27 protein-coding genes, 2 tRNA genes, 1 other RNA gene and 2 pseudogenes are annotated in these 26676 nt (G+C 39.1%); 13 read left to right on the top strand and 19 right to left on the bottom strand.

The features are described from left to right. Positions 1-124: 124 nt before the first annotated feature. Positions 125-733 (top strand): annotated as a pseudogene (locus FTT88_RS14400) (citrate:proton symporter); the annotation flags it as partial. A gap of 93 nt (positions 734-826) precedes the next feature. On the opposite strand, the gene FTT88_RS14395 reads toward FTT88_RS14400, so the two are convergent. After that, on the bottom strand, positions 827-1333 hold the full coding sequence (locus FTT88_RS14395) for a hypothetical protein (RefSeq protein WP_180005428.1): 507 nt from the start codon (positions 1331-1333) through the stop codon (positions 827-829). 195 nt (positions 1334-1528) lie between these two features. Between FTT88_RS14395 and FTT88_RS14390 the strand changes: the two genes are divergently transcribed. The 3 genes from FTT88_RS14390 (at position 1529) to FTT88_RS14380 (ending at position 3275) form a co-directional block, all read left to right on the top strand. Beyond that, entirely contained in the window at positions 1529-2263 is a 735-nt protein-coding gene (locus FTT88_RS14390) for a hypothetical protein (protein WP_180005427.1), read from the top strand. A gap of 169 nt (positions 2264-2432) precedes the next feature. After that, positions 2433-2518, top strand: a tRNA-Leu gene (locus tag FTT88_RS14385). A gap of 88 nt (positions 2519-2606) precedes the next feature. After that, on the top strand, positions 2607-3275 hold the full coding sequence (locus FTT88_RS14380) for a hypothetical protein (protein ID WP_180005426.1): 669 nt from the start codon (positions 2607-2609) through the stop codon (positions 3273-3275). 61 nt (positions 3276-3336) lie between these two features. Here the strand turns inward: FTT88_RS14380 and FTT88_RS14375 are convergent, their stop codons facing one another. The 4 genes from FTT88_RS14375 to rlmE all read right to left on the bottom strand — a co-directional run bounded on the left by FTT88_RS14375 (position 3337) and on the right by rlmE (position 7391). Beyond that, complete coding sequence (locus FTT88_RS14375) at positions 3337-3651, bottom strand: DUF5713 family protein (RefSeq protein ID WP_078191338.1); 315 nt, start codon at positions 3649-3651, stop codon at positions 3337-3339. 87 nt (positions 3652-3738) lie between these two features. Further along, positions 3739-4593 carry a dihydropteroate synthase gene (gene folP / locus FTT88_RS14370; RefSeq protein WP_218949917.1) on the bottom strand — a complete coding sequence of 285 codons (855 nt, stop codon included), beginning with the start codon at positions 4591-4593 and terminating at the stop codon, positions 3739-3741. Positions 4594-4705: 112 nt separating this feature from the next. Further along, entirely contained in the window at positions 4706-6604 is a 1899-nt protein-coding gene (gene ftsH, locus FTT88_RS14365; RefSeq protein WP_078191443.1) for an ATP-dependent zinc metalloprotease FtsH, read from the bottom strand. A gap of 136 nt (positions 6605-6740) precedes the next feature. Then, the gene (rlmE, locus tag FTT88_RS14360) at positions 6741-7391 is read right to left on the bottom strand and encodes a 23S rRNA (uridine(2552)-2'-O)-methyltransferase RlmE (RefSeq protein WP_078191339.1); all 651 of its coding nucleotides are present in this window, start codon (positions 7389-7391) and stop codon (positions 6741-6743) included. A 196-nt stretch (positions 7392-7587) separates the two neighbouring features. On the opposite strand from rlmE, the gene FTT88_RS14355 reads away from it, so the two are divergent. Together FTT88_RS14355 and FTT88_RS14350 are read left to right on the top strand one after the other, a co-directional pair. Then, entirely contained in the window at positions 7588-7911 is a 324-nt protein-coding gene (locus FTT88_RS14355) for a YhbY family RNA-binding protein (protein WP_078191340.1), read from the top strand. A gap of 6 nt (positions 7912-7917) precedes the next feature. After that, the gene (locus FTT88_RS14350; RefSeq protein WP_180005425.1) at positions 7918-8457 is read left to right on the top strand and encodes a DOMON-like domain-containing protein; all 540 of its coding nucleotides are present in this window, start codon (positions 7918-7920) and stop codon (positions 8455-8457) included. A 238-nt stretch (positions 8458-8695) separates the two neighbouring features. Here FTT88_RS14350 and FTT88_RS14345 read toward each other — a convergent pair whose 3' ends face one another. Further along, on the bottom strand, positions 8696-9181 hold the full coding sequence (locus tag FTT88_RS14345; RefSeq protein WP_180005424.1) for a hypothetical protein: 486 nt from the start codon (positions 9179-9181) through the stop codon (positions 8696-8698). A 309-nt stretch (positions 9182-9490) separates the two neighbouring features. On the opposite strand from FTT88_RS14345, the gene carA reads away from it, so the two are divergent. The 3 genes from carA (at position 9491) to greA (ending at position 14461) form a co-directional block, all read left to right on the top strand. Continuing rightward, positions 9491-10633, top strand: a complete 1143-nt coding sequence (carA, locus tag FTT88_RS14340; RefSeq protein ID WP_168378093.1) for a glutamine-hydrolyzing carbamoyl-phosphate synthase small subunit — start codon at positions 9491-9493, stop codon at positions 10631-10633. A 13-nt stretch (positions 10634-10646) separates the two neighbouring features. Continuing rightward, on the top strand, positions 10647-13877 hold the full coding sequence (carB, locus tag FTT88_RS14335; protein ID WP_168378094.1) for a carbamoyl-phosphate synthase large subunit: 3231 nt from the start codon (positions 10647-10649) through the stop codon (positions 13875-13877). 107 nt (positions 13878-13984) lie between these two features. Then, complete coding sequence (gene greA / locus FTT88_RS14330; protein ID WP_078191345.1) at positions 13985-14461, top strand: transcription elongation factor GreA; 477 nt, start codon at positions 13985-13987, stop codon at positions 14459-14461. Positions 14462-14539: 78 nt separating this feature from the next. Here greA and FTT88_RS14325 read toward each other — a convergent pair whose 3' ends face one another. Then, positions 14540-15127 (bottom strand): TetR/AcrR family transcriptional regulator, encoded by a 588-nt coding sequence (locus FTT88_RS14325; RefSeq protein ID WP_180005423.1) that lies wholly within the window; start codon positions 15125-15127, stop codon positions 14540-14542. Between the two features lie 139 nt (positions 15128-15266). On the opposite strand from FTT88_RS14325, the gene FTT88_RS14320 reads away from it, so the two are divergent. Together FTT88_RS14320 and FTT88_RS14315 are read left to right on the top strand one after the other, a co-directional pair. After that, on the top strand, positions 15267-15677 hold the full coding sequence (locus FTT88_RS14320) for a RidA family protein (RefSeq protein ID WP_180005422.1): 411 nt from the start codon (positions 15267-15269) through the stop codon (positions 15675-15677). 84 nt (positions 15678-15761) lie between these two features. Next, a complete protein-coding gene (locus tag FTT88_RS14315) occupies positions 15762-16379 on the top strand; it encodes a CatB-related O-acetyltransferase (protein WP_180005421.1) in 618 nt (205 codons plus the stop codon). Here the strand turns inward: FTT88_RS14315 and FTT88_RS14310 are convergent. Beyond that, positions 16359-17768: a P-loop NTPase fold protein gene (locus tag FTT88_RS14310; RefSeq protein ID WP_180005420.1), complete on the bottom strand. Its 1410-nt coding sequence runs from the start codon at positions 17766-17768 to the stop codon at positions 16359-16361. The two genes, FTT88_RS14315 and FTT88_RS14310, sit on opposite strands and share 21 nt — an antisense overlap. Positions 17769-17929: 161 nt before the next feature. Here FTT88_RS14310 and FTT88_RS14305 point away from each other — a divergent pair, with 161 nt between their 5' ends. Next, the gene (locus FTT88_RS14305; RefSeq protein WP_180005419.1) at positions 17930-18508 is read left to right on the top strand and encodes a hypothetical protein; all 579 of its coding nucleotides are present in this window, start codon (positions 17930-17932) and stop codon (positions 18506-18508) included. Positions 18509-18575: 67 nt separating this feature from the next. Here the strand turns inward: FTT88_RS14305 and FTT88_RS14300 are convergent. From FTT88_RS14300 to coaD, 4 genes are all read right to left on the bottom strand, one after another. Next, positions 18576-18652: transfer RNA gene (locus tag FTT88_RS14300), tRNA-Met, on the bottom strand. Positions 18653-18725: 73 nt separating this feature from the next. Continuing rightward, an RNA gene (gene rnpB / locus FTT88_RS14295) (RNase P RNA component class A) lies at positions 18726-19105 on the bottom strand. A gap of 26 nt (positions 19106-19131) precedes the next feature. Further along, entirely contained in the window at positions 19132-19395 is a 264-nt protein-coding gene (locus tag FTT88_RS14290) for a YfhL family 4Fe-4S dicluster ferredoxin (protein WP_078191349.1), read from the bottom strand. A 1-nt stretch (position 19396) separates the two neighbouring features. Next, entirely contained in the window at positions 19397-19888 is a 492-nt protein-coding gene (gene coaD, locus FTT88_RS14285) for a pantetheine-phosphate adenylyltransferase (RefSeq protein WP_078191350.1), read from the bottom strand. Positions 19889-20025: 137 nt separating this feature from the next. Between coaD and smpB the strand changes: the two genes are divergently transcribed. Then, positions 20026-20499: an SsrA-binding protein SmpB gene (smpB, locus tag FTT88_RS14280; protein ID WP_078191351.1), complete on the top strand. Its 474-nt coding sequence runs from the start codon at positions 20026-20028 to the stop codon at positions 20497-20499. A gap of 45 nt (positions 20500-20544) precedes the next feature. Here the strand turns inward: smpB and FTT88_RS14275 are convergent. The 7 genes and pseudogenes from FTT88_RS14275 to FTT88_RS14245 all read right to left on the bottom strand — a co-directional run. Next, positions 20545-21464: pseudogene (locus tag FTT88_RS14275) on the bottom strand (IS3 family transposase); the annotation flags it as partial. Positions 21465-21505: 41 nt separating this feature from the next. Beyond that, positions 21506-22114: a hypothetical protein gene (locus FTT88_RS14270; protein ID WP_218950471.1), complete on the bottom strand. Its 609-nt coding sequence runs from the start codon at positions 22112-22114 to the stop codon at positions 21506-21508. 3 nt (positions 22115-22117) lie between these two features. Further along, on the bottom strand, positions 22118-22792 hold the full coding sequence (locus tag FTT88_RS14265; protein ID WP_180005654.1) for a hypothetical protein: 675 nt from the start codon (positions 22790-22792) through the stop codon (positions 22118-22120). Between the two features lie 24 nt (positions 22793-22816). Beyond that, positions 22817-23611: a PD-(D/E)XK nuclease family protein gene (locus tag FTT88_RS14260; protein WP_180124216.1), complete on the bottom strand. Its 795-nt coding sequence runs from the start codon at positions 23609-23611 to the stop codon at positions 22817-22819. 28 nt (positions 23612-23639) lie between these two features. Then, on the bottom strand, positions 23640-24362 hold the full coding sequence (locus tag FTT88_RS14255; RefSeq protein WP_180005629.1) for a hypothetical protein: 723 nt from the start codon (positions 24360-24362) through the stop codon (positions 23640-23642). Then, a complete protein-coding gene (locus tag FTT88_RS14250) occupies positions 24362-25438 on the bottom strand; it encodes a YafY family protein (protein ID WP_180005628.1) in 1077 nt (358 codons plus the stop codon). Before FTT88_RS14250 ends, FTT88_RS14255 begins: the two co-directional genes overlap by 1 nt. A gap of 76 nt (positions 25439-25514) precedes the next feature. Then, positions 25515-26576, bottom strand: coding sequence for a hypothetical protein (locus tag FTT88_RS14245; RefSeq protein WP_180005627.1), 1062 nt, complete (start codon positions 26574-26576; stop codon positions 25515-25517). Between the last annotated feature and the right edge of the window lie 100 nt (positions 26577-26676).

Genomic DNA, 26676 nt, shown 5'->3' with positions numbered 1-26676 from the left:
AAAACCTTCAAAATTCTTGCTGAGCGATATCGCAATCGAGGCAAAAGACTAGCATTGAGATTCAATCTAATTGCTGGAATTTATAACTTGGAGCTGAGTGAAAAACGACTTATGAAAGAAATCTAATGCACTGTTAACTGTCGTTCTGATGATGTGTCTGGTTTTTAGTATTTTACCTATGCCTATTTTATTCATGGTGGCTTTATGTATTGCGCTAATCGTCAACTACAAAAATGTCGACTTGCAGAAAAAGTTAATCGCACATCATGCAGGTAGTGCTTTAAACGTGGTCGGCATCATTTTTGCTGCAGGTATTTTTACCGGAATTTTAGCTGGAACAGGCATGGTAGAAGCCATGTCCAAACAACTTGTGGCAATTATCCCTGAAAGTATGGGTCCCTATTTAGCACCGATTACCGCTGTCATCAGTATGCCGATGACTTTCTTTATGTCGAATGATGCTTTCTATTTTGGGGTTTTGCCGATTCTTTCTGATGCTGCCGCTCATTATGGAATTGAACCTGTAGAAATGGCACGTGCCTCCATCGTAGGGCAACCTGTACACCTACTCTCTCCGCTTGTTCCTTCGACCTATTTACTCTGTGGACTTGCAGGTATCGAGTTTGGACAACATCAGAAATTTACCATTATCTGGGCTGTAATCACGTGTTTTGTCATGTTAGCAGCAGGCCTGATCTTTGGGATGTTTCCGTTTTATTCGAGCTTAACTTAAAATTTTAAAGATAAAAAAGCACCATCAGGTGCTTTTTTATGCTTAACAATAGAACTAGCTAGTGCTTTACACTCACAGGTTCATTTGTAACGATTAATGCTTTAAAATTAATGCTTCTAGAACTGCTTCATAATGAATACGAATGTCATCTTCTAAAATTTTATAGACATTGTCGAATTGCACCATTGGCCAGCCTTCTTTCCAAAATGGAAAAATATTATGCAGGTCATGAGTCACCGTTGCATCTTCACGTACAATTGCTTGTGCAACTTGTGACAATACTTGTGCAGTTTCAGCACCATCAATCGCTAAATAATCGATACCACGAACTTTCAAAATACGGATACGATCTTTTTTGTAGCGGATTTTTTTACTTTGGCCTTCATTTAAGCCTAAAGCTAAAGTCACAGCTTCAACAAATTTATCTTCAAATGCTTGATTTAATTTCACCAAAGCTTGTTTGTGTGCTTCTTGACGACCAGCTTTTCCCCCACTACGAATCACTTCATTTGCTTCAGTATTTAAAACATCTGATTTCATCGACTGAAGAATGTCTAGAATTTCGATATCGCTTAATGTTTCAGGAGAGTGATCAGTCATAAACTGCCTATAAAAACTTAATATTCAATAAGTATGTATTTTCGCATAAAAGCAGCATGAAAACTGCGACCTTCGCTATAGAAATTGCGTTTTCTCTTATAATGTTCAGATATACAACATGATTTAGAAAAAAATTATGTCAAAAATATCGAAATCAACTATATTACTTTCACGCTTTAATACTAACGTCACAATATGGCTCAAAAGAAACAGGCTGCGCTTTACCTTCAACAACTGAAACAGCAATATCCAGCAGCCTTTAAACATAATTATTTATTTTATAGCCAACTGAAAACTCAAGGCATTTTAGACGAACTCAAAGAACTCATTCCTTGGGTTTTGGCGGCGATGATTTTTATTTCTTTGAGCATGAGTATTGGTCATGCAGTGCAACTGTATTTTCCAGAAATGAGTGAGTTTCGAGCTCATGGTATTGCTGTATTAAGTATTATGCTGTTTTTCATGCTGGTTGTGCCTTTAGTTATCAAGCAAATCAAACACAGTTCGATGTCACTGTATCAAAGTTTGAAGAATACGCCGTTCAGACTTGCGATCGTGATTTTATTACAGTTACTCAATATCGCCTTTTTACAAAGCACCTTTGTTCAATCTGTATTGTTCTTTTTCGCCATGAGTTTCGGCTTTGTGCGTTTTTATAAAGAAAATCTTTTCAAAGGTGGAAGTAACACCCAAGAATACTATTTTCTGCAAGAGACACGTCGTATTGCATATTGGTCGTATAAACAAATGCTTAAAGCAAAATTACGTTTGTCGCTCAGTAATCCGAATCAGGCAAATCATAAACAGTTATCTGAGCGCTTTACCCTGTTCCAAAATTTGCACATACAAATGCTGCATCAGGAAAATCAGCTATGTAAAAAGCTAAAGCACCAAAATGTTGAACATTATCTTGATGAGTTAATGAAATAAGCTGGCATTGATATAGTGCAAAAAACTTTAAATCACTGCTCAAAAAGTCATTCAATACATCGCTATTTTTGAATATTTTCAACTTATATGCATGAATTGATTGATTTTAAAACAAACACCATCAAATACTCTTGCCAAGCTTCATTTCGTCCTCTATTATTGCGCACATGCCCGAGTGGTGAAATCGGTAGACACAGGGGATTTAAAATCCCCCGCCCACAAAGCGTGCCAGTTCGAGTCTGGCCTCGGGCACCATTCTTATACTTCTAAGATTGGTGCAATAAAAGATCCAGCAATTTGCTGGTTTTTTTATGCCTAAAATTTAGAAATCTATTATTATTCGATGCCGACACCTTCAGATTTTAATCTCCCCGCACTACAACTCAAGCATCCCGATGCCTTTTATCAACGGCTGCTGTTTGCACATTTTAAAATTATCAATCTCACACCCACTGCACCTGTTTTAATCTTTAGCTTTTGCCTGATACTTTCTATCCCCCTTAGCAGCGCTGTACTTGGTCATATGCTTTCAACGGCACTTTCAATACACGACCCCAAAATGGCGTTTAATCTTGGTTTATTGATTATTCTTCCATGGATCTATTGCTATGTCTGGTATGCACATTATCAAGCACGTTTTAGCAGCAAGTCCGCAGTTCAACGCCTGCAAATACAACTATATCTCCTTGGCGGATTCACACTTATCCTCGCTATAAACTTTAAGTATCTACAAACAGATGTATTAAACCTCATCAGTCTCTGTGGACTTTTTTTCAGTCTGTTTTTATGTGTATTTACTGAATTATTTTATAAACCTGAAAGCAGCGCCATTGAACGAGTAAAACTACAAAAGCTTCGCCAACTGGCATTTTGGTCTTATCAACAATCTTTAAAACAAAAAGAACATCAATTGTATTTCTACACCCTACACTTACAAGCTATGCAAGAAGAACAAAAACTATCAGCATCGATCAAATCATCATTTAAAGATTTTTTAGACAATGCTCAATGACTTTTTTAAATCCCTAAACACAAAAAAGCCCTGTCACTACAGGGCTTTTTTTAAAGTTCAATTACCATTCTCGGTTAGCAACCAACTCTTCCATTTCAATATCCATATGGCCTTCATCTTGCAGCACCATCATCATGGCTTCTGCAATATAATCTGCAGCCGTATCATCCAAAGACGAATCTAAATCTTCAAATTGAGGTTTCATCTTATTGAGCTGTGCAACCGTTTCATTGGCAAAATGGTAGATATCAGTTGAACTTAAATCTGCTTTTGCAATTTTCTTCGCAAATTGAACAACCAATAACTTCACCTCTGCAACCAACACATCTGGGTAATATTCATCATCAAACATGGGTAGCAGTAAATCTGCAAACATACGAAACTCTATCACAAAACATTCAGGGCGCTTATATAACACAAATACTACAATTCACCAAATTTATTGGAATTCAGTATTTTCAAATCACACTGCATTCTGCATGGCTTGCCAAACACGTATCGCATCTACCGTTGCTTTGACGTCATGTGCGCGAACCATACATGCACCTTGTTGAATGCTGAGTAGATGCGCTGCAACCGAGCCTACTGCGCGATTTTGTGCATCTGCACCGCCAAGTGCTTCACCGATAAAACGCTTACGAGATAATGCCGAAAGGATCGGATAGCCCATGTCATTCAATTGATAGAATTGCTGTAAAAGCTTTAAGTTTTGCTGCGCATTTTTAGCAAAACCAAAACCCGGATCAATCATAATGTTTTCTGCACGTACACCTGCATCTAATGCATCTTGCACACGTTGCTTTAATTCATCGATTACATCAGCCACGACATCTTGATACTGATCTAGATTATTCATCGTGGTAGGTTCGCCACGCATATGCATAATGATCACTGGAATATCCAGTTTTGCAGCGGTTTCTAAGGCATTCGGCCGAGTTAATGCACGTACATCATTCCAGATATGCGCACCTGCCTGAACCGCTACCTCAATCACCTCAGGTTGTGAGGTATCGATAGAAATCACTACATTGTGTTTAGATAAGGCTTCAACGACGGGTACGACCCGTCGAATTTCTTCTTCAACCTCAACAACAGATGCACCCGGACGTGTTGACTCACCACCGACATCAATCACTGTCGCACCATCCGCAATCATTTGTAAGGCATGTGCTATAGCTTGGTCTTTACCATTGTGTTTGCCACCATCACTAAAAGAGTCCGGTGTGACATTTAAAATTCCCATCACATGTGGCTCTGACAAATCTAATTGCAAATTACCACAGTTTAAAATTTTATTCGGCAAAGACACCAACTTCATATTACACATCCCAGATTTTGCTATGCTTATTTTAACGCTAAGTTTGCTCAGCATTTCGCTCACATGCATTTATTTTCATATAAAAAAACCACCCGAAGGTGGTTTTAAATTTTTATGCTTTTGGCAATGACGGTAATGGTGGTGGAACATCTGGACCATCCGTTGGTGTTACATCAATCACTGGATTTTCAGCGATGTACACTTTTGGTGGTTGTGGTTCACGACCTTCCATAATGTCACGGATTTGATCACGATCAATGGTTTCCCATTCAAGTAATGCTTTCACCATGGCATGCGCAATATCCTTGTTATTTTCAAGAATGTCGCGAGCAACTTTATATTGTTCATCTAAAATACGGCGAACTTCACGGTCAACTTCAAGCTGCGTTGCTTCGGAAATCACACGACTTCCTAAACCACCCATGAATGACTGCTGTGAGTCATCTTCATAAACCATGACGCCCATTTTATCGGACATACCGTATTTAGTAACCATTGCACGTGCCATTTTTGTTGCACGTTCAAAGTCATTTGAAGCACCAGTCGACATTTGGTTAATGAAGACTTCTTCTGCAATACGACCACCAAACAAAATTGAAAGTTCATTCAACATTTTGTCTTTGTAATGGCTGGTTTGGTCATGTTCAGGCAACTGCCAAGTCACACCCAGTGCCCAACCACGTGGCATGATTGTCACTTTATGCACAGGGTCTGTACCCGGCAAGATTTCAGCAACAATCGCATGACCTGCTTCATGATAAGCCGTCGCACGACGTTCTTCTTCACGAATCACCATCGATTTACGTTCAGGACCCATGTAAAGCTTGTCTTTTGCATCTTCAAAGTCATGCATATCGACCGTATTCTTGTTACGACGTGCAGCAAACAGTGCTGCTTCGTTTACAAGATTAGCCAACTGAGCACCTGAGAAGCCTGGTGTACCACGTGCCAAGACTTTAACATCTACACCAGTCACAGAAGGTAATTTTTTCAAATGCACATTCAGGATTTGCTCACGACCTTTAATATCCGGTAGAGATACCATCACTTGACGGTCAAAACGACCCGGACGAAGTAAAGCTTTATCCAATACGTCAGCACGGTTTGTTGCAGCAATAACGATAATACCTTCGTTGCCTTCAAAGCCATCCATTTCAACCAACATTTGGTTTAATGTTTGCTCACGCTCATCATTACCACCGCCTGTGCCTGAACCACGGTGACGACCAACGGCATCGATCTCATCGATGAAAATGATACATGGCGCATGACGCTTTGCTTGTTCAAACATGTCACGGACACGAGACGCACCCACACCCACGAACATTTCAACAAAGTCAGAACCCGAAATACTAAAGAACGGTACTTTCGCTTCACCCGCAATCGCTTTAGCAAGTAAAGTTTTACCCGTACCCGGAGGACCAACCATAAGCACGCCTTTCGGAATGCTTGCACCAAGTCGTTTGAACTTAGATGGATCTTTTAGGAAGTCAACGATTTCAACAACTTCTTGTTTAGCTTCATCACAGCCCGCTACATCAGTAAATGTCACTTTGATTTGGTCTTCAGACAGCATTTTTGCTTTTGACTTACCAAAACTCATTGGGCCATTCTTACCACCAGCTCCACCACCCATGTTGCGCATAAAGAACATGAATAACAGAATGATTAAAAGAACAGGGAAACTTGCAATCAGAAGTTGCATCAAAATACTTTGACGCTGTGGCGCTGTACCTTCAACAACAACATTGTTCTTGATCAGGTTCGGCATAAGTTCAGGATCTTGAACCGCAGGACGGATACTTTCAAACTCTGAACCGTTTGATTTTTCGCCACGAATTCTTTCGCCATCAATGGTGACTTGTTTAATCTGACCCGCATTTACGGCTGCCACGAACTCAGAATAGTTCATCGCGGTCGGTTGATTGCGGTCACTGACGTTGCTGAAGATTAAAACCAGCACGCCTAGGATAACCAGCCACAACACGGCATTCTTAAAAAGATCGCTCAAAGCTTTATTCCCATTTCTATCTAATTCGTTCAATCCCACTTACATGGGTGACTCTAATACTTACGCTGCAGAGTAGCTTCGCAATAATTTAAAAACGTACAAAATGCACAATTTTTAACGAGTTGGCAAGTAAACTTTACTTGAAAGCTTTCTTACGTCCCTGCCCGATTAAAAACACTTCTTTAGATCGAGCACGTGAAGCCGCCGGTTTTGCTGTTTTCAGCACATCAAATGTGTCTACAACTTGCTTACGGTATTCATCAAATCCAATACCTTGGAACACTTTAACAACAAACTGTCCATTTGGTCCAAGAACCTTTTGAGCAAAGTCGATTGCTAATTCACAAAGATAGATCTGACGCGGTTGATCTACAGCCTTATTACCTGATGTATTGGGGGCCATATCTGAAATTACAACGTCTACAGTACGTCCATCTAAAATTTTTAACAATTCATCGAACACTTCTTGTTCACGAAAGTCACCTTGCAAGAAGGTCACATCCGGTAAAGCATCCATTGGTAAAATATCAGAAGCAATAACCAAACCTTTGTCACCAACAAGTTTTCCGGCAATTTGCGACCAACTGCCTGGTGCAGCACCTAAGTCGACAACGGTCATGCCCGGCTTGATCAATTTGTATTTTTCTTGAATTTCAAGCAATTTATAAGCGGCACGCGCACGATATCCTTCCTTTTGTGCTTTTTTCACAAAGGGGTCATCAAGATGCTCACGCATCCAGTCACGACTACTTTTGGATAATTTCTGGTTAGTAATGCGGGTAGCCATAACTCTCTAAATAAAAAAAACTTCTCAGTCTTGATTGTACGTGAAATTCAGCACTTTTGCAGTAGACATGTGTATCTAAAAAGCATCTTAAATCATGTTTTTTTTCAATAATCTTCATCGAGAAAATGCCGATTAAATACAGCGCTTCAACTTTGATTTTGCTATACTAGGTCGTTTTTAAAATTAGGTTATATTTATGGCGGCTTTATCTATTCAAGAACGTAAACGCTTACGTCAAATTGGTCACACCCTAAACCCAGTTGTAATGGTTGCGGACAAAGGCTTATCAGAAAGCGTTGTTGAAGAATTAAACCGTGCGTTAAACGACCATGAGTTAATTAAAGTGAAAGTTGTGGCAGAAGACCGTGAAGCTCGTGCTGCAATGATTACTGAGATTGCGACTGTTTCAGGTTCTGAAGTTGTTCAAACGATTGGTAAGATTGCTTTGATTTACCGCAAAGCGGCAAAACAAAATGCAAAACTGTCTAACCTTGTTCGCTACGCACACCTGTCTAACTAAACATTTATGGCAAGTTTCGAACTCAGCGCTTTTGATCGTCGCTTTCAGGCTGTATCAGTCGTTGGTGCTATCGAACAACAAAGCCCATATACTTTGAATGTGGGTTATTGGATTCGAGACCCAAACCAACTGATTCAATGGCCAGAACTGGTATCAGCTCACCCACGAATCGATTTTTTGTGGGAACAGACCTGCTTAGAAGTTTTTATTGGTGTCCACAACGAAGACTTTTATCGTGAAATCAACCTCTCCCCTTCACAAGCTTGGCAGGCTTACCAGTTTGAAGAATATCGCTATCCAGAAGATATGCCGCCACAAGCTGCTTACGATATTGAACTGAATCAGTTGAAACGGACGCACTATGGCTTAAATGTCAGTCTTGATCTGACAGAATTTATGCTGAAGTACAAACTTAAATGGGAAGATCTCTATATTGGTCTAACTGCAGTACTGAAAACCTCTCAAGGTGAACAGTACTATGCCATGCAGCATAGTAGTCCAAATGCTGACTTTCACAACAAACGTGATTGGCTACATCAGTTCTAAATTTTTAATGTTTTGATCTTCAATAAAAAGCAAAAGTACGATCTTTTGCTTTTTTATTGCCTGTCTATTTTTAAATAGGTGCTTTGGACTTAAATGTACCATTCACAATAAGGGAGCCATTAATGACTCCCTTTTGCATATTTAGCGTTAAATTGAAGTTTAATTCGCTCTCACCGAATCCAGCTCCCTGGAATGACTAGATTTAGCTCAAGCGTTTTAAAATTCATGTCATTCACAATTAACTTTTAAGATCTGTGGTTTGATCCGTAACTTCAGCTTTCACTGGTGAAACTTTTTTCCACGCTTCCAAAGTATGCTCCTTAGAACGCTTAAATGTTTCTGTTAGATGATCTTTGTGCTTTCCTGAAATTTGGGTCACATCTTCTTTAAGCTCTTTTCCAAGTTTTGAAAGATCATCAATAACCGTATTAAATTCAGTTTTCACAAATTCTTTGAGTTCACTAAAATCTTTTTGCGATGAACCAAACTGAACTTTTAACTGATCAAGTTTATTCAATACATCTTGCTTCAACTGACGCAATTGATCTTGCACACTGGCATTCAACTGCTTTGCCTCTGCTCCGATCTTTTCTTTGCTTTCAGTGACCGCTTCTGTGGCTTGAACACTTGCCTCTTTTGCAACTTGTTCAAGCTTTTCAGCACCTTCGATAACGACTTCTTTCAGGGAGGTTTTAGCCGCTGTTTGTTTTTGTTGTGTTGCCATGACTTTGTACCTATAGTTTTTGCTGACTGACCCACATTAGCGCTTTTTGATAAATTTTAATTTATGATTTGTCTGACAATAATTAATTGCTTACATTTTTCTAAGATTTTTCAAAACCAAACTTTATTCTAAAATGCAAGCGCTTTATCTGCTTTATTCCTGATATTTACGATGGACTTTCAGTGGCTTTCTGCGTATAATGCCGTGTTAAGTTCAAGCGAGCAGATGTAAGGAGGGTAGGTTTTTAAGCAGCCTTCCTTTTTTTTCGTCTTCTCGCTTTTTTACAGCCTAAATTTCAGGAGCTTTGGTTTGAGCACCCCAGCAATTTTAGCCCTTGCCGACGGAACTATCTTTAAAGGTACTTCTATTGGCGCATCGGGTAGTACGACTGGTGAAGTCGTTTTTAATACAGCAATGACTGGCTATCAAGAAATTTTGACTGACCCTAGTTATGCACAACAACTTGTGACACTAACTTACCCACATATCGGTAACACAGGTTGTAATGATGAAGACGCTGAGTCAGGTCGAATTCATAAAGTATGGGCTAACGGATTGATCATTCGTGACCTACCTTTATTGCATAGCAACTTCCGTGCTGAGCAATCACTTGGTGATTACCTTGAACAACACAATGTTGTTGCTATTGCAGACATCGATACACGTAAATTAACGCGTATTCTGCGAGCAAAAGGTGCACAAAATGGTTGTATCCTTGCTGGCGAAAACATTACAGAAGAAGAAGCTTTAGCTAAAGCACGCGCTTTTGGTGGTTTAAATGGTTTAGACCTTGCAAAAGAATGCTGTGACCCTGAAGGCTTTGAATGGACTGAAGGTTCTTGGACATTAGGTAAAGGTTTCTCTCAGCCTGAAGCTAAATTCCATGTTGTTGCATACGATTACGGTGTCAAAACCAACATCTTACGTATGCTCGCAGACCGCGGTTGTAAATTGACTGTCGTGCCTGCGCAAACTCCTGCTGCTGACGTACTTGCATTGAATCCAGATGGCGTGTTCTTATCGAACGGCCCCGGCGATCCAGCTGCATGTGACTACGCAATTGAAGCTGTAAAAACAATTGTAGAAGATGCTCGCAATGTACCAGTATTTGGTATTTGCTTGGGTCACCAAATTCTTGCACTTGCTTCAGGTGCAAAAACTGTGAAAATGCCTCACGGCCACCACGGTGCCAACCATCCTGTTCAAAACATGGAAACTGGTATTGTGATGATTACTTCGCAAAACCATGGCTTCGCAGTCGATGCAGAAACATTACCTGCAAACTTGAAAGCTACGCACAAATCACTGTTCGACCAAACCCTACAAGGGATTCACCGTACAGATAAACCTGCGTTCAGTTTCCAAGGTCACCCAGAAGCAAGCCCTGGTCCACATGACTGCGCACCACTGTTCGATCATTTCATCGAACTTATCGAAGCATCTAAGAAGTAATTAAGGAAGCATCATGGCTAAACGTACAGACATTAAAAGCATCTTAATTATCGGTGCTGGTCCGATTGTGATCGGTCAGGCATGTGAGTTTGACTACTCAGGTGCGCAAGCATGTAAAGCCCTTCGTGAAGAAGGCTACCGTGTTATTTTGGTGAACTCTAACCCAGCGACCATTATGACTGACCCTGCTATGGCAGACGCAACTTACATCGAGCCGATCACTTGGCAAACTGTAGCTGCAATCATTGAGAAAGAACGCCCAGACGCAGTTCTTCCTACAATGGGTGGTCAAACAGCATTGAACTGTGCCCTTGCACTCGATGCCAACGGTATTTTAGAAAAATACAATGTTGAATTGATTGGCGCGACGAAAGAAGCAATCGAAAAAGCGGAAGACCGTAAACTTTTCGATATCGCAATGCGTAAAATCGGTTTGGAATGCCCTCGCGCTGACGTTGCAGAAAGCATGGAACACGCACTTGAAATTCAAGCACGTTTCGGCTTCCCTGTCATTATCCGTCCATCATTCACCATGGGTGGTTCAGGCGGCGGTATCGCATATAACCGTGAAGAATTCATTGAAATCTGTGAACGCGGTTTCGATCTTTCTCCAACTAAACAATTATTGATCGATGAATCATTAATTGGTTGGAAAGAGTACGAAATGGAAGTTGTTCGTGACAAAAACGACAACTGTATCATTGTATGTACAATCGAAAACTTTGACCCAATGGGCGTACACACAGGTGACTCAATCACTGTTGCTCCTGCGCAAACATTGACAGACAAAGAATTCCAACTTTTACGTAATGCATCTTTAGCTGTACTTCGTGAAATTGGTGTAGAAACTGGCGGTTCGAACGTTCAGTTCGGTATCAACCCGAAAGACGGCCGCATGGTTGTAATCGAGATGAACCCACGTGTTTCTCGTTCATCTGCCCTTGCTTCTAAAGCAACTGGTTTCCCAATTGCGAAAATCGCAGCGAAATTGGCTGTAGGTTATACCCTTGATGAGTTGAAAAATGACATCACTGGCGGTACAACCCCTGCATCTTTCGAACCTGCGATCGACTATGTTGTAACGAAAATTCCTCGTTTCAACTTCGAGAAATTCCCGCAAGCTGACGCAACTTTGACGACTCAGATGAAATCTGTAGGTGAAGTAATGGCGATTGGCCGTAACTTCCAAGAATCTGTGTCTAAGGCTCTTCGCGGCCTTGAAGTTGGCGCATGTGGTTTTGACGAAAAAATCGCTGTGGGCACTGAAGGCGCACGTGAGAAAATTCTTGTTGAATTGAAAGTGCCTGGTCCAGAGCGTATTTGGTACGTAGGCGATGCATTCCGTCACGGTTTCACTCTTGATGAAGTATTTGAAGCAACCAAAATTGATCGTTGGTTCTTGATTCAAATCGAAGACATCATCAAAACTGAAAATCAAATCAAAACTTTAGGTTTTGGTGATTTGAACGCTGACAACATCCGTTCGTTCAAACGCAAAGGTTTATCTGACCTTCGCATTGCGGACTTGATGGGCATTTCACAAAAACAATTCCGTAAACACCGTTGGAACTTGGGTGTAACTCCAGTTTACAAACGTGTAGATACATGTGCTGCAGAGTTTGAATCTGACACAGCTTACATGTACTCAACTTACGATGAAGAGTGTGAAGCAAACCCATCGAACCGTGACAAAATCATGGTCATCGGTGGCGGCCCAAACCGTATTGGTCAAGGTATCGAATTCGATTACTGCTGTGTACACGCGGCTCTTGCAATGCGTGATGACGGTTATGAAACCATCATGGTGAACTGTAACCCTGAAACGGTTTCTACAGATTACGACACATCAGATCGTTTGTACTTCGAACCAATTACTTTGGAAGATGTACTTGAAATCGTTCGTATCGAGAAGCCAAAAGGCATTATCGTTCAGTACGGTGGTCAAACTCCGCTTAAATTGGCTCGTGCTTTAGAAGAAGCTGGTGCACCAATCATCGGTACATCACCAGACGCAATTGACCGTGCAGAAGACCGTGAACGTTTCCAACAAATGATTCAACGTCTGCAACTTCGTCAACCAAACAACAGCATTGTAAAATCTGCTGAAGAAGGTATGGCAGAAGCTGCTAAAGTTGGCTACCCACTTGTAGTACGTCCTTCGTATGTACTTGGTGGTCGTGCGATGGAAATCGTATACAACGATGACGAATTGAAACGCTACCTACGTGATGCAGTTCAAGCATCGAATGAAGCGCCAGTACTTCTTGACCACTTCCTAGACGATGCGATTGAAGTTGACGTGGACTGCGTATCTGACGGTAAAGACGTTGTGATCGGCGGTATCATGCAGCACATCGAACAAGCGGGTATTCACTCAGGTGACTCAGCATGTTCTATTCCTCCGTACTCTTTATCTAAAGAAGTTCAGGACGAAATGCGCCGCCAAACCATCGCTATGGCGAAAGAGCTTGGCGTAATTGGTTTGATGAACGTACAGTTTGCGGTTAAAGGTACTGACGTATACATCTTAGAAGTGAACCCACGTGCATCACGTACAGTTCCATTCGTATCTAAGTGTATCGGCGAATCTTTAGCAAAAGTTGCTGCACGTTGTATGGCAGGTCAATCTCTAGAATCTCAAGGATTCACTACAGAGATTATTCCTGAACACTTCTCTGTAAAAGAAGCGGTGTTCCCATTCAACAAATTCCCTGGTGTTGACCCAATTCTTGGCCCTGAGATGAAATCTACAGGCGAAGTGATGGGTGTAGGTAAAACATTTGGTGAAGCGTTCTATAAAGCTGTGTTAGGCTCTAATGACCGTTTACCAGGCCTACCAACGGAAGGCGAAGTAAAACATGCATTCTTATCTGTTCGTCACTCTGACAAGCCTCGTGCTGTTGGTATTGCGAAACAGTTGACAGATCTTGGCTTCAAAGTGATCGCTACTGGCGGTACTTATGATGTGATTAAAGATGCTGGTATTGAATGTGAACGTGTGAACAAAGTGACTGAAGGCCGTCCTAATATCGTAGACCGCTTGAAAAATGGCGAAGTTCACCTCATTATCAATACAACTGAAGGCAAACAGGCTCAAGAAGATTCATTCTCGATCCGCCGCTCTGCATTACAAGGTAAAGTGTATTACACAACTACCCTTAACGGTGCTGATGCAGTATGCCAAGCTTTAGCAATCAAATTGCCAATGGATGTATACCGCTTACAAGACCTTACTAAAGGTTAATTAAGTTACCGAGAAGTCCCGCCACCTCTCGGTGGCGGGCTTTTTTTCATTTCTAGGTCAGTAAAAATTTTACTGATTTTTTCTTTTTACAAACATGAGGGACAACAATGCAACGTTATCCTATGACTCCCGAAGGCAAAATTGCCCTAGAGAAAGAATTACAGCAACTTAAAAGTGTTGATCGTCCACGTATTACTGCAGCAATTGCTGAAGCGCGTGAACATGGGGATTTGAAAGAAAACGCTGAATACCACGCTGCTCGCGAGCAACAAGGTTTCTGTGAAGGCCGTATCCAAGATATCGAAGGTAAATTGGGTGCTTGCCAAGTGATTGATGTTAAATCACTTGAGCAAAATGGCCGTGTGGTTTTCGGTGTGACTGTGACCATTGAAAACTTAGATACTGAAGAGCAAAAGACTTATAAAATCGTTGGTGATGACGAAGCAGATTTTAAAATCAACAAAATCTCTGTGAACTCTCCAATTGCTCGTGGTCTTTTGGGTAAAAATGAAGGCGATGATGTAAAAATCAACACACCACAAGGTGAAGTTGAGTACGAAGTTTCTAAAGTTGAATATCTGTAATTCATTAAGATAAGCAATTTTAAGCCCCTCTTTTGAGGGGTTTTTTATAATCAGACAAATAATTATTATACCCCTGCTCTATCCTTCTTTTAATAATCCTGATGCAAAAAGTTGAAAGACATGTAATGCTTCTGACAACACCTGCTCAGGATTCTTGCTAGAAGCCACCCAAAGCGCCGCATTCATGGCTGCTCCATTTAAAAATATGGCTGCCGCTTCAGAATTCACTGCTTTAATTCGGTCTGCTGCCAATAACTGTTCTACGCATTCACGTGTAGACTTCAAGCATTTGTTTTGACTCGGCCAATGCGCAGGATCACCCAATACCGCAGGTCCGTCGCGTAATACAATTCGCTGAAACTCAGGATTCAAGGCATTTTCAATATAGGTTTTCCCCTCAAGCATCAACCCCTCCCAAAGATCTTCGGGTTGCTCCAGATACTTCTGGGCAGATAAAGCCATTTCTGAATCAATTTGATTAACCACAGCAGCAAATAAGCCCTTTTTATCGCCAAAATGATGGTACAGCGCACCACGGGTCAGCCCTGCTTCTGCCGTGAGTTTATCCATTGAGGTGTCTGCATAGCCATACTCAGCAAACGTACGGCGTGCTACTTCAATCAGTTTCTTGCGGGTTGCCGCCATTTTTTTTTCACGAACAGACATTGCTTTGATTACCTCATCATCACAAAAATTTTAATTGACATACCAGGCGTATGTCAATTATGTTGACATACGCCTGGTATGTCAAAAATAAAGCTGCTTTCCCCCCACTTTTAAAACCAGATATTGAATGAGAATAAACATGACTAGAATTGCAATATTTCCCCAAGATCGCCATGCCTTGTATGAACAGCATGGTTACTCTGCTGCTATTAAATCGGAAAATTTACTCTTTGTATCAGGCCAGGTCGGTAGCCGTGAAGATGGCAGTCCTGAACCTGATTTTGAGAAACAGGTAAAACTAGCATTCCAGAATCTTAGCCATACTCTCGCTGCGGCAGGCTGTACTTTCGATGAAATTGTCGATGTCACCACCTTCCATACAAACCCTGAACAGCAATTTGAAGTCATCATGAAAGTTAAAAATGAGGTGTTTACACAAAAGCCTTATCCAAACTGGACAGCAATAGGTGTTAATTGGCTTGCAGGTTTTGATTTTGAAATTAAAGTCATTGCTCGGATCCCAAACCTCCCTACAAACACTTCGGTCTAGCGATTGATTTTTAATAGGGATGAACGACGCATGACATCAGTTCAATTGGTTATAATGGTTTACCCTTTTTAAGTTGTACTGTTTATGTCTGAAAAATTGATTAATTCACCTGTAAATCATTGGTGTGAATTTGAGTTCATCTCTAAAACAGTGAAGAATCCTAATATTCACATCAAAGGTAATTATTCATATTATTCTGCATATTGGGATCAGGGTTTTGAGCGCTGTGTGGTGCGTTATTTGCACGACAAACCTGCGACCCCAGAGAGGCCGATAGACCAGCTACATATCGGTAATTTTGTCTGCTTTGGCGCAGAATGCGTGATTATGATGGGCGGTAACCAACTCCACCGAACAGACTGGATTTCAGCATTTCCGTTTGATACACGGAGTTTTGTCCCTGCGGGTGATACAATCATTGGTGATGGCTGCTGGATCGGCTCACGCGCCATGATTATGCAAGGCGTTACACTCGGTGAAGGTGCTGTGGTGGCTACAGGCGCTGTGGTAACTAAAGATGTACCACCTTATGCTGTTGTCGGCGGCGTGCCTGCTCAAATTATTAAATATCGTTTCCCTCTGGAAGATATCGAAAAACTACTTTCACTTAAGCTCTATGATTTAGATGAAAAGCAGTTTTTAAAGATGCGGGAGCAGTTGCAGACAGATGATATTGAAAAATTATTCCTGTACTTCAAATAACCCTGTTTTAATGTATTGCTTCCAAATATCCTTGAAATTCTTTCTATTTATTTTTGTACCAACACAATATTGATTTAAAATCCGACTCATAGCACTCTCTTTTTGTCCTTGTTGACCTTGAGTTTTATAATTATTTTCTAAATATTGAATTGCATCATATATTTCACAGATTATAGAATTTTTGATATTTGTGTGTTCTACAATCTTTTGATTAATAAAATAGCTTTTTGTCATATACATATCATCAGTACCTTCAAAATAATTATATAAATTATGAATTTGCTTTGTAAGATATGGATAAGTCACTTCAAATAACCCATCAAAAATAAATCCACATAAAATTAAATTTAACTTCGGATTATCAGTCCTTAAAAGTGCGTATTGGTTAATTTTTTTTATCAACTCCCTAGAATTATATTTTTTAGTCATTTGAAAATTAATAATCCAAAAATACAACTCGGAATCACCTTCCTTCGTTGAAATTTCCCCAACTCTAAACAGCTGATCTTTTATTATTTTTTCATGTGATACAGAATTATCTAAATTTGGAAATTTAAACGTAAAATCCACAAATTTTTCAAGATAATCTCCATTCATCTCTGAATCATAGCCATAGTATGATTTGACTGATTGTAATAATTGAGGCTTATTCATTACCAAAACAAAAACAATTTTTGGAATATCAAAAAAGTGCTTAATTCTTTCAATTAGACGAATTGCAAAATCAGGACGACATCGATCCAATTCATCAATAATAAAAACTAAAGGTTTATCTAATTTTCCAGCTAATACAGCAAGTTCTTTCTTAAAGTCATGAATTGTTTGTTTCTCAACCTGATGATTCTCAATTTTCTTTTCGATTTTCTCCTTAACTTTTGCAGCTATTTCCTCACTTGCTGTGTCATACAACGCTTTTCCTTCTTCATATACCTCTTTAAATGCTTCTCCAGCTCCACCCAAGCCAATCCAATGCATGCCCGCTTTAGCCGCAATCATTGGTATGACAGCCGCCAACGATATTAATACTGAAGCAGTCTTAGCATTAAAATCTTTAATTTCATCATCATCAATTTCTTCTGACTCTTTAAAAGTTTGACTTATTTCAGCTGCAATCGTTAAAAATGGATCTTCCAAATAATCATTAGCAAATGCATCCAAATAGATCACGTTATGCTGAGTATCATCTAAATGCTTCGCCCAATGACGGACAAACCACGTTTTACCCTCACCCCATCGTGCATCCAAAGCAAGAACAGCACCGCAGTTTAAGCGATCAACATACCTTGTAAGCTGCTCTCCTAAACGACGGCGATGCCAAAGATCACCTTCCCATGCAGTTTCAATATTCTCAAAATTATCTTTAGCCCAGTTCAATTGGTTATCTATCATTTCTATTTATATTCATCAAGTTAACTATGTATTGAGTATAGCAGTAGCGCTATAAATTAACATTTAACCCATGAGCATCTCGTAACTTGTCATAGCCTTTTCCCCAAATAAAGACTATAAAGAACACATAAAATAAAAAGACCCACTTTTCAGGATGAATGATGACGAGAACCACTCAATTCTCAGGCATATTTATACTTGCCCTGCTGGCAGCAGTCGTCGCAACTTTTTGCGATGCGATTCATGTCTATACCCAGACGCTTAGTTATCCCAACCCATTATTTTTCCATCAAGCTTGGTGGGTATTCCCTGGCTTTTTTATTGCCTTTGCTTTCATGGCATTTAGCTATATTCAACTTACACAACGACTTAAACACTATGTGATGACTCAGCTCAGTTGCCATCATGACGGCACTGCGCCCCTCGTCGAAAGCCTAATACTATTTGCCATCGTCTATATACTCAGCGGATTTGGTAATTTTCATCCCGAAGCACTTTGTTGGATTTTTTACCTGAGCTTTTTTATTCGCTGGTTATTTAGCTATGAGCGCACATGGCTACTGATATTAGCCATCATGCTTGCCATTGGTGGTATGTTCTTTGAAGGACTATTGGCTGAGTTTGCATTAGTTAAATATCGCCATGAAGATATTTACAATGTGCCGTATTGGCTCGGCGGCGTATATATGCATGGCGCATTTGCCTTACGCGCAGGTATGCGTCGTTTTGTTTATCGTTAATTTTTTAAATTTGGAAAATTGAGACATAAAAAAAGACCACTCAATCGGAGTGGTCTTTTTTTGAATATGGTGGCTATGACGAGACTTGAACTTGTGACCCCCGCATTATGAGTGCGGTGCTCTAACCAACTGAGCTACATAGCCTTAAACTGTGCGCGCATTATGGAGGGATATTTAAATATCGTCAAGCCCATAATGCACGTATTTGATCAAAATTTGTTGAAGTGAACCGATAAGCCGGGTTCTGTCGAGGACGATCATTCCTCTAGGCGTACAATCACTCATACGCTCAAGCGACCTACCCGGATCCAGCATGGGCCATGCCTAAAGGATCCCTATTTGGTCTTGCTTCCGGTGGGGTTTACCATGCCATGAACTGTTACCAGTCATGCGGTGCGCTCTTACCGCACCCTTTCACCCTTACCTCCGATTTCGATTGCTCGAAACCATAATGAAGGCGGTCTACTCTCTGCTGCACTTTCCGTCGGCTCACACCGCCCAGGCGTTACCTGGCACCTTGCCCTATGAAGCCCGGACTTTCCTCCCCTGCTTTAGTCACGGAGACCTATACACAGCAGCGATCGTCTGGTTCACTTCGGGGCGCATTCTAACAAATCTGACAACTAATTGCTTGATGTTTTTTGAGCAGTTAGTTTTTCGTACTTTTGTTGAAGCTGTTCCTGAGTTTCAGGATGAGCCGGATCCAATGGAATACAATCCACTGGACAGAACAACTGACATTGCGGTTTATCGTGATGCCCAACGCATTCCGTACACAAATCAGGGTTAATCTCATAAATGAGTTCCCCCATGAAAATCGCCTCATTGGGGCATACAGGTTCGCAGACATCGCAGTTGATGCATTCATCAGTGATATATAAGGACACTCTACCAACCTTGCTGTTGTTTACGCTTAAAGGCTTCCACGACAGCTTGTGGTACAAACTGAGTGACATCACCATTTAAACGTGCAATTTCACGCACGAGCGTAGATGAAATAAACGAATATTGCTCTGATGGGGTTAAGAACACCGCTTCAAATTTACTGTCCAAACGGCGATTCATATTTGCCAATTGAAATTCATATTCAAAATCTGAAACTGCACGTAACCCACGTAATACGGCTGTTGCTTTTTGCTCGTTAAAGAAGTTGACCAACAGCCCATCAAAACCTACAAACTCAACATTTGACAAATGACTTAAAGACTCTTGCGCTAGTGCAACACGCTCTTCCAGACTAAACACAGGGTTTTTGTGATGTCCAATTGCAATTGCCACGACAACTTCGTCAAACATGCGTGATGCACGTGTCACTAAGTCGATATGACCATTAGTAATTGGATCGAATGTGCCCGGATAAATTACACGAGTTTTAGACATCCAGTTGTACTCTGTTATTTTGTAGATGGGTATTTTAACAAAATCTTGATTTATAGGTGAAGTCAGCTTGTAAATTTAAAAACTTCATCTTATTCAAAGTTCGGGTACAATAGTGCTAAGTTTGGAAGTTTTTGATTATGACGAAAGCAGTAGTTAAAAAAAATAGTAGCAGTACGATTGCCCTCAATAAACGTGCGCGTCACGATTATTTCATTGAAGAAAAATTTGAAGCGGGTCTTTCATTACAAGGCTGGGAAGTCAAATCAATGCGCGCGGGTCGTATGACCATCGTAGAAAGCTATATTACGTTTAAAAATGGCGAAGCATTTTTATTCGGCGCTCAAGTGCAACCTTTACTGAGTGCTTCAACGCATGTGGTGCCTGAAGCGACTCGTACTCGTAAATTATTGCTGAACCGCCGTGAAATTGAAAAACTACAAGGTGCGATTAACCAAAAAGGTTATTCATGTGTGCCTTTGGCATGTTACTGGAAAGGTCCTCATGCCAAACTTGAAATCGCCCTAGTAAAAGGTAAGCAGCTTCACGACAAGCGTGCAACGGAAAAAGACCGTGATTGGCAGCGTGATAAAGCCCGTATTTTTCATAAATAATGTCTTGTCCTGAAATAGATTGACAGTATTCCACTTCAAACCGAGTTAAGCAATTAGCTCGGTTTTAGTTTGCTCATACGTCTGATTCGGGGTGTTCATATTTAAACTTAAATGTGGTCTATAACAATTATAAATCATAATAGATTCCGCAATTAAGTGATCTAACTCCTTCATGGTTTGACATCGTGTAATTAAAAACTCCTGCTTTAATATTCCATTAATCCGCTCTGCTAATGCATTCTGGTAACAGTCTCCTCCATCTGTCATAGAAGGACATACCCCATAATGGCGTAATGCCGATTGATATAGTTCAGAGCAATACTGAGAGCCTCTGTCTGAATGATGAATCATCCTTGTCGCTCGATCCGTCACATGCTGCATCGCCATATGTAGAGCCTGCACAACATTCTCCGCACGCATATCATTCGATAACTTATAACCTTTAATCTGACGGGTATAAGCATCTGTCACTAAGGATAAATAATGTACGCCTTCAGCACTCTCAACATAAGTAATATCACTAACAAAGACTTCGTTGGCTTGCACTGCTGAATAATCCTTTAATAAATTTGGATGCTTCTTCATCCAATGCTTGCTATCCGTAGTTTTTGTATAGCGACGCTTGGGGCGAATCAATAAATTATGCTCTTTCAATATTTTAAATAACTGATCCCGTCCACACTTTAAACCACGCTGCAACAATTTGCCTTTAATAAGCCAATACAGCTTACGTGTTCCGATACTTGGCATGAGACAACGATATTCCATAACCAACTCAAGTATTTGTTCAGTTGCTTGTGCAGTCATTTGAGCACGTTTTTCTGCTTGATAATAAGCTTGTCGGGTGATTCCCAACCACCGACAATAACGAGAAACGCTTAGTCTTCTTTGGCTTTGCCAATCTTTGAAACGTGCTCGGTATACTTTTTTCCAAGATCAGTCCCACATTCTTTATCAATGTGATAAGTTCATTAAAAAAAACCTCCTTTTTTGGAGGTTTTTTATACTAAACGTCCTCAAATAGCCATCGTTCTCGAAGCGTGCCTATTTTTGCAGATGGGTGAATGATACTTTTATCTGGATTAATTAGTTTTACTGAACCCTGTGGTAAACCATAGTATAATTCGATACTTCGCTGAATCTTTCTTACTCGCGCATCACTTCTTGCAGCACGCTGACGCATAGCACCTTGACGTTCAATATTTTTTTTCTTAGTAATATTTATTCGTGTTTCATTATCACTCAAATCAATGATTTCATTATTCGATTCTGTATTAATTAAGTTTGAAATCTCTTGTTCATTGAATTCTAATAAAGCTTCAAAATTTTCAATTTCACCATTTTCTTCCCAATTACCTGTAAAGTACTCCCAAGAGTCATCTTCAAATGCACCTGTCAACTTATAAGTAAACTCTTCCTCTAAACCATCCTGATAACGGTATTGAATTAAGCCCGAAGCAACCTGTTCCTCTAATGAAAGGCGCAGCTCAATCTTTCCTGAGAAGTAACGCCCATATTCAACCGATTTACCTTCAAATAATAAAAATATTCTGTCATCTTTATTTGTTAATTTTACTGAACTTGAAGGATAATTTTCCCAAAAAATTTCATTCATAATCTACACACCCCCAATTGCTTCATTGTTAAATTTATTTTTCGCAGATGTTACAATTGCGTCGAAATACGGATGTGCTTGCTGTAATTTTTTTAATGCGATTTCAAAAGGATCTAAAGCATCTTCAATTGTTTCACTTTCATAATTTTCAATCAGTTTTTCAGAATCAATTCCATCAATAATTAAGTACCAACTTCCTTGCTTTGCATTATATTTAAAGCCAAATTCTTCTATTTGTTGATATATTTGATTACTTTCACTCGCAAAATCCTTCCAGTCTTTTGCTGTACACTTTATAAAATTTTCTCTCCAAGGATAAAAATTGAAAACCAATTTATCTTTATCATTTTTGAGTAAAGCCATTAAAAACCATTCCACCGAATCACCACCAGTTTCATCACTTTCATAGCCTAAAAAGTATCTCGCATAAAACTGTTGGTGTTTAAAACTATCTCCATTTGTTGCTCGCCATTTTTCAGGTGAGAACTGGATATAACAGTTATCATAAAAATTAAATACGCCCTCCCATTTATCTTCAAAATCGTCGATAAGATTATGTATTTTACTGTCTAAAGCCGCACATATTTTTTCAGAAATTTCACCTTCTAATAGTCTTTTTGCATCCTCCAAATATTCAATATTCTTGATGATGAGTTCCACTGCTTGCATATTGCTCATTTGATTCTCCTAATTTCAATTTTTTTAAAACGTTTTTGTATGATCAGCAAACTGGCTTAATAGCCATAGGCTTCGATTATTTAAGTTCTGACTATTGACATATTTTTTAAATGCTTTAGCCATTCTTCCCCATGAAAGCCCACGTAACCCCTCAGCATTATCTAAATAATCTGTTGGTAGATTTCCATCTTTTGTTAAATAAACGACTAACCAAGGTCTTCCTGCAGCTTTTTTCTTTGCAATTCCTCTATAACGCTCTAATTGCTGGAAACTCTCATTTGCATGAATTTTTATTTCAATAAAGAGTAAAAATTCTGGTGCATCTATTTCTATATCAACACGATTCTCTAAACGACCAAGAGGACAGCACTCTTCGATGGACGTATAAAACTGCGGTTGAAAATTGCAAAAAGGCTCAGGAAGTAATTGTAAAAACTGTAATAAAATTATGTTGCCTTGACCGTGATCTGCCCTACAATCAAGAAACCAATTTAAAATTTTTGAATTACGAACTTCATCACTGCCTAAACCTGAATTTTTCCAGACATTTAGTAATAAGCCTGCTTCTCTAGCTTCTAGAACAGGAAATAAGGCTTTCTTATATGCATCAAAAAACTGGCTTAAATTCAAATGATCTACACTGGTGACTTTTTCAGGTGTTGGTATATCAAGATTTATGTTTTGCCATGATTTAAAAAAAGCGTCCAACTGTTTCGAACATTTCCATTCCTTAGCAGAAACTATTTCTGATTCCATTAAACACGTACGATGTGTTAAAAAATTCTCAGACGTGTTTTTAGTTGTATCCTTATATTCCATTATTCCACCCCAACATTATAAATAGCTTTTAAATTAAAAATTTTGCTTTCTTTTCAATTACATCAAATATATCTAAAGCCTGATATATTATTTTTAAGGCATTTTTAACAGGATCCAGTGAACTTACAATTTCTTCATTCTCAAAATCCTTAGCGACTTGGACAGGATCAAGAGTTTCAATAGTTAAATACCAATAACCCTTACTTTCATTTAATTTAAAACCAAAATTTGTGAGCTCAACATATTGCTGAATAAGTTGATTCCTCTTTTTTGACCAACTCCTTGTTTTGGATATGTCCGTTGTTTGATTATTCTTGTATATCATATTTTTATTTAAATGAAATTGAATACTAACAAAACCATTTGTATGATTAAAAAAATTCACCGTTGGTAAACGATTTCCGTTATTTGCAAAATACTCATCTAAATAAATTTCTTTTTGATCATGACGCTGAATCGTTAACTTAAAAAATGCATAGCACTCTTCTATATTTAAATGTTTGTGTTTTATTTGAATTCTACTCCAAGAAATTGGAGCAAACCAAATTTCTTTATACTCAAAGTTTGCACAGACATCCCATCTAACCGTTTGCCAACTTACTTCTGAACATGGCTTATTTTGATCATTACAAATCAACTCTTCAATTGCTAAATATAAATATTCACTAAGTTCGTTTTCTATCAGATAACATGAGTTTACTAATTCAGATAAATGAAGGATCTGATTAACTATTGATCTATTTGAAGACATTACTCATAATCTCCAAAATTTAATTGGCTAAAAATTTCATGCTTATCAGCTGCTCTCATTATCCGATTTGCAACTTCTTCCTTCAATTCATCAGGTCCTAAAATTTGTATATACTCTGCATTTTTAACCAACCAATCCATACGGCTCATTGTAAAAATACAACTTGTATTTAATTCATAATATCCTTCATCTATTTTTTCTATAGACTGAAAATCACCAAAAGGGTTACGCGTTAGCTCATCCAATAAGATTTCTTGAAAAACAAGAAAAATGTTAATTTCCTCACGGTTAAAATAAGCATCTTCAAACTCACGCTTTTCGATTAAATCTTCTAAATCAAATACATCTACATCAACCGCCAATTTTTCAGGCTCTATTTCTAATAATTCAAAATTTAAAATATTAAATGTTCTTAATACACTTTTTTTAGAATCTATTTTACTTGCCATCAAATATGGTTTTTGCCCAAATTGGACAATTCCTTGTGGCTTTAACGTATAGTTTCCTATTTGCTGCGTACCTTCTTTTCGATATTTTGCTTTAAGCCAAACATCACCTTGTAATAATGCTTTATAAACTAACTGTTGAATTTCGATATGATGTTGCGCTTTCTCTATCTCCCCATATCCATCAGGAATAAATCGCACACGCTTATTCCAGCCATTCAATTTTGTATTTTGCTGAAGTTGCAATTCAGCAGACTGAAAAAAACCCTCAACTTTTGTATAAATTTCATCAGGCAGACTATGATGTAAATATTCATTTGCCATAACCAAAATAAGTGCTAGCTCTTTAGACATTGGCTCTATACACGCATCTTGGCTGAGCTGATAAGTTGCAGGTTGATTTCCTTTGCCCGCTTTTAAAATAAGTTCTCCAGAAATTAAAAGTTCTGGTAATAAATCAAGATCTCTCCGTATAGCTTTTATTAATGAAAGTTCATCAATACATTCTGAATAGTTACTACTGACTTTTTTCTTTAATGTAGATATAGAAACCTGTTCTTGAGGAAATCTCGGAATTATCTTATATAAAGCTAATATTCTATTTATCAATTTAGATTGTATTTTTTTCATTGTACTCAGATATGCTCATCAAGTTAAAAATGAGCATATCAACTTTGTGAGACAAATGATGTCTCACAAATAATTTTTAGCAGAATTTCAACCCACCAAAACAGTTTGTTCGAACTTCCTGATTCCCCAAGACCTGATTTTTTAAAGTTAAATTGGCCGCACCGGCATTGCTGAGGTTAATTGAACCGACATTTTTATAAATCGGTAGACCAAATGCTGCACCAACAGCAGAACCTAAGGGAATATAAATCGGTTCATTGGTTAAAATTTGCGATACTTTTTGTGCAACTTGTGGCAAGACGCCTGAAATATCTACTTCAGATGTTGGATTTAATTTGCCAATATTAATCGGGTCTTTAAATGACATCCACCAACCTGTACGTGCAATATCATCTGCATTGGCATCTGGCCAACTGATATCTTGAGATTGAAGCGATAAATAACCTGCTGTGCCATTTAATGGAATGTTATGAATCATATTTAAGGCTTGCTCAAAGGTAATGTTCATTTTCAAACCATCAATTGATGAGCCCGAATCCATAAAGAACTGCGCCCCTTCTACCCATAACAAATTACGGTCAAGTTTGACCTGCATGCTACCGCTATCTCGATTGAGTTGAATCGACGGTACAGTCGCACTGATATTTTTGGCAACGGCTTGAGTTTGTCGTTTTCCGTTGATGGTAATTTCAGGGACGGTAAATGGCACATTCATTGAAGGAATTTTTAAACCCTTACTATTTTCAGGTTGGCTGACAAAGCTACGATCATTGTTCCAAATCGTATTAATCACCAAATTCCCCGATAAAATCTCGCTGCTACTATCACCAAAGAGCGCTGCTTGGGTCTTTGCTGTTCCTGTGGTCGGTGCAATTTTCATATAACCACTCAGTGACTTAATCCCGTCTGTTGACGCACCTGTATTTTGAATACCTGTGGTCAATAAACCCGTAATAGATTCAGCACTGACACGAAAGCCTTTAACTTCGCGTAAAGCGGTTTGTTTAGGGTTTTTAATTGCAAATTCAATAAATGGATTTTTTAGTTTGGCACTTGTTGACGCTCGATCACCATTAAAGACGGGATTACCATTGGCATCGGTCAACGTTACATTATAGCTAAATACCAAATAAATCATTACAGTAATCTTTAAATAATTTATCAATATCTTTAACTCTAAACTTAGTTCGAATCGCCTTGACTCGTGACCACATATTTTCTATTGGATTTAAATCTGG

Origin of the sequence: Acinetobacter sp. YH01024 (assembly GCF_013420195.1) — a bacterium.
In the GTDB taxonomy this organism is placed as follows: domain Bacteria; phylum Pseudomonadota; class Gammaproteobacteria; order Pseudomonadales; family Moraxellaceae; genus Acinetobacter; species Acinetobacter amyesii.
This window is presented reverse-complemented; position numbering and strand designations above follow the sequence as displayed.

Excerpts from the sequence above, each read along its gene's own strand:
- FTT88_RS14395 (WP_180005428.1), bottom strand. The coding sequence starts at position 1,333 with ATGACTGATCACTCTCCTGAAACATTAAGCGATATCGAAATTCTAGAC.
- FTT88_RS14390 (WP_180005427.1), top strand. The coding sequence starts at position 1,529 with ATGGCTCAAAAGAAACAGGCTGCGCTTTACCTTCAACAACTGAAACAG.
- FTT88_RS14380 (WP_180005426.1), top strand. The coding sequence starts at position 2,607 with ATGCCGACACCTTCAGATTTTAATCTCCCCGCACTACAACTCAAGCAT.
- FTT88_RS14375 (WP_078191338.1), bottom strand. The coding sequence starts at position 3,651 with ATGTTTGCAGATTTACTGCTACCCATGTTTGATGATGAATATTACCCA.
- folP (WP_218949917.1), bottom strand. The coding sequence starts at position 4,593 with ATGAAGTTGGTGTCTTTGCCGAATAAAATTTTAAACTGTGGTAATTTG.
- rlmE (WP_078191339.1), bottom strand. The coding sequence starts at position 7,391 with ATGGCTACCCGCATTACTAACCAGAAATTATCCAAAAGTAGTCGTGAC.
- FTT88_RS14355 (WP_078191340.1), top strand. The coding sequence starts at position 7,588 with ATGGCGGCTTTATCTATTCAAGAACGTAAACGCTTACGTCAAATTGGT.
- FTT88_RS14350 (WP_180005425.1), top strand. The coding sequence starts at position 7,918 with ATGGCAAGTTTCGAACTCAGCGCTTTTGATCGTCGCTTTCAGGCTGTA.
- FTT88_RS14345 (WP_180005424.1), bottom strand. The coding sequence starts at position 9,181 with ATGGCAACACAACAAAAACAAACAGCGGCTAAAACCTCCCTGAAAGAA.
- carB (WP_168378094.1), top strand. The coding sequence starts at position 10,647 with ATGGCTAAACGTACAGACATTAAAAGCATCTTAATTATCGGTGCTGGT.
- greA (WP_078191345.1), top strand. The coding sequence starts at position 13,985 with ATGCAACGTTATCCTATGACTCCCGAAGGCAAAATTGCCCTAGAGAAA.
- FTT88_RS14325 (WP_180005423.1), bottom strand. The coding sequence starts at position 15,127 with ATGTCTGTTCGTGAAAAAAAAATGGCGGCAACCCGCAAGAAACTGATT.
- FTT88_RS14320 (WP_180005422.1), top strand. The coding sequence starts at position 15,267 with ATGACTAGAATTGCAATATTTCCCCAAGATCGCCATGCCTTGTATGAA.
- FTT88_RS14315 (WP_180005421.1), top strand. The coding sequence starts at position 15,762 with ATGTCTGAAAAATTGATTAATTCACCTGTAAATCATTGGTGTGAATTT.
- FTT88_RS14310 (WP_180005420.1), bottom strand. The coding sequence starts at position 17,768 with ATGATAGATAACCAATTGAACTGGGCTAAAGATAATTTTGAGAATATT.
- FTT88_RS14305 (WP_180005419.1), top strand. The coding sequence starts at position 17,930 with ATGACGAGAACCACTCAATTCTCAGGCATATTTATACTTGCCCTGCTG.
- coaD (WP_078191350.1), bottom strand. The coding sequence starts at position 19,888 with ATGTCTAAAACTCGTGTAATTTATCCGGGCACATTCGATCCAATTACT.
- smpB (WP_078191351.1), top strand. The coding sequence starts at position 20,026 with ATGACGAAAGCAGTAGTTAAAAAAAATAGTAGCAGTACGATTGCCCTC.
- FTT88_RS14270 (WP_218950471.1), bottom strand. The coding sequence starts at position 22,114 with ATGAATGAAATTTTTTGGGAAAATTATCCTTCAAGTTCAGTAAAATTA.
- FTT88_RS14265 (WP_180005654.1), bottom strand. The coding sequence starts at position 22,792 with ATGAGCAATATGCAAGCAGTGGAACTCATCATCAAGAATATTGAATAT.
- FTT88_RS14260 (WP_180124216.1), bottom strand. The coding sequence starts at position 23,611 with ATGGAATATAAGGATACAACTAAAAACACGTCTGAGAATTTTTTAACA.
- FTT88_RS14255 (WP_180005629.1), bottom strand. The coding sequence starts at position 24,362 with ATGTCTTCAAATAGATCAATAGTTAATCAGATCCTTCATTTATCTGAA.
- FTT88_RS14250 (WP_180005628.1), bottom strand. The coding sequence starts at position 25,438 with ATGAAAAAAATACAATCTAAATTGATAAATAGAATATTAGCTTTATAT.
- FTT88_RS14245 (WP_180005627.1), bottom strand. The coding sequence starts at position 26,576 with ATGATTTATTTGGTATTTAGCTATAATGTAACGTTGACCGATGCCAAT.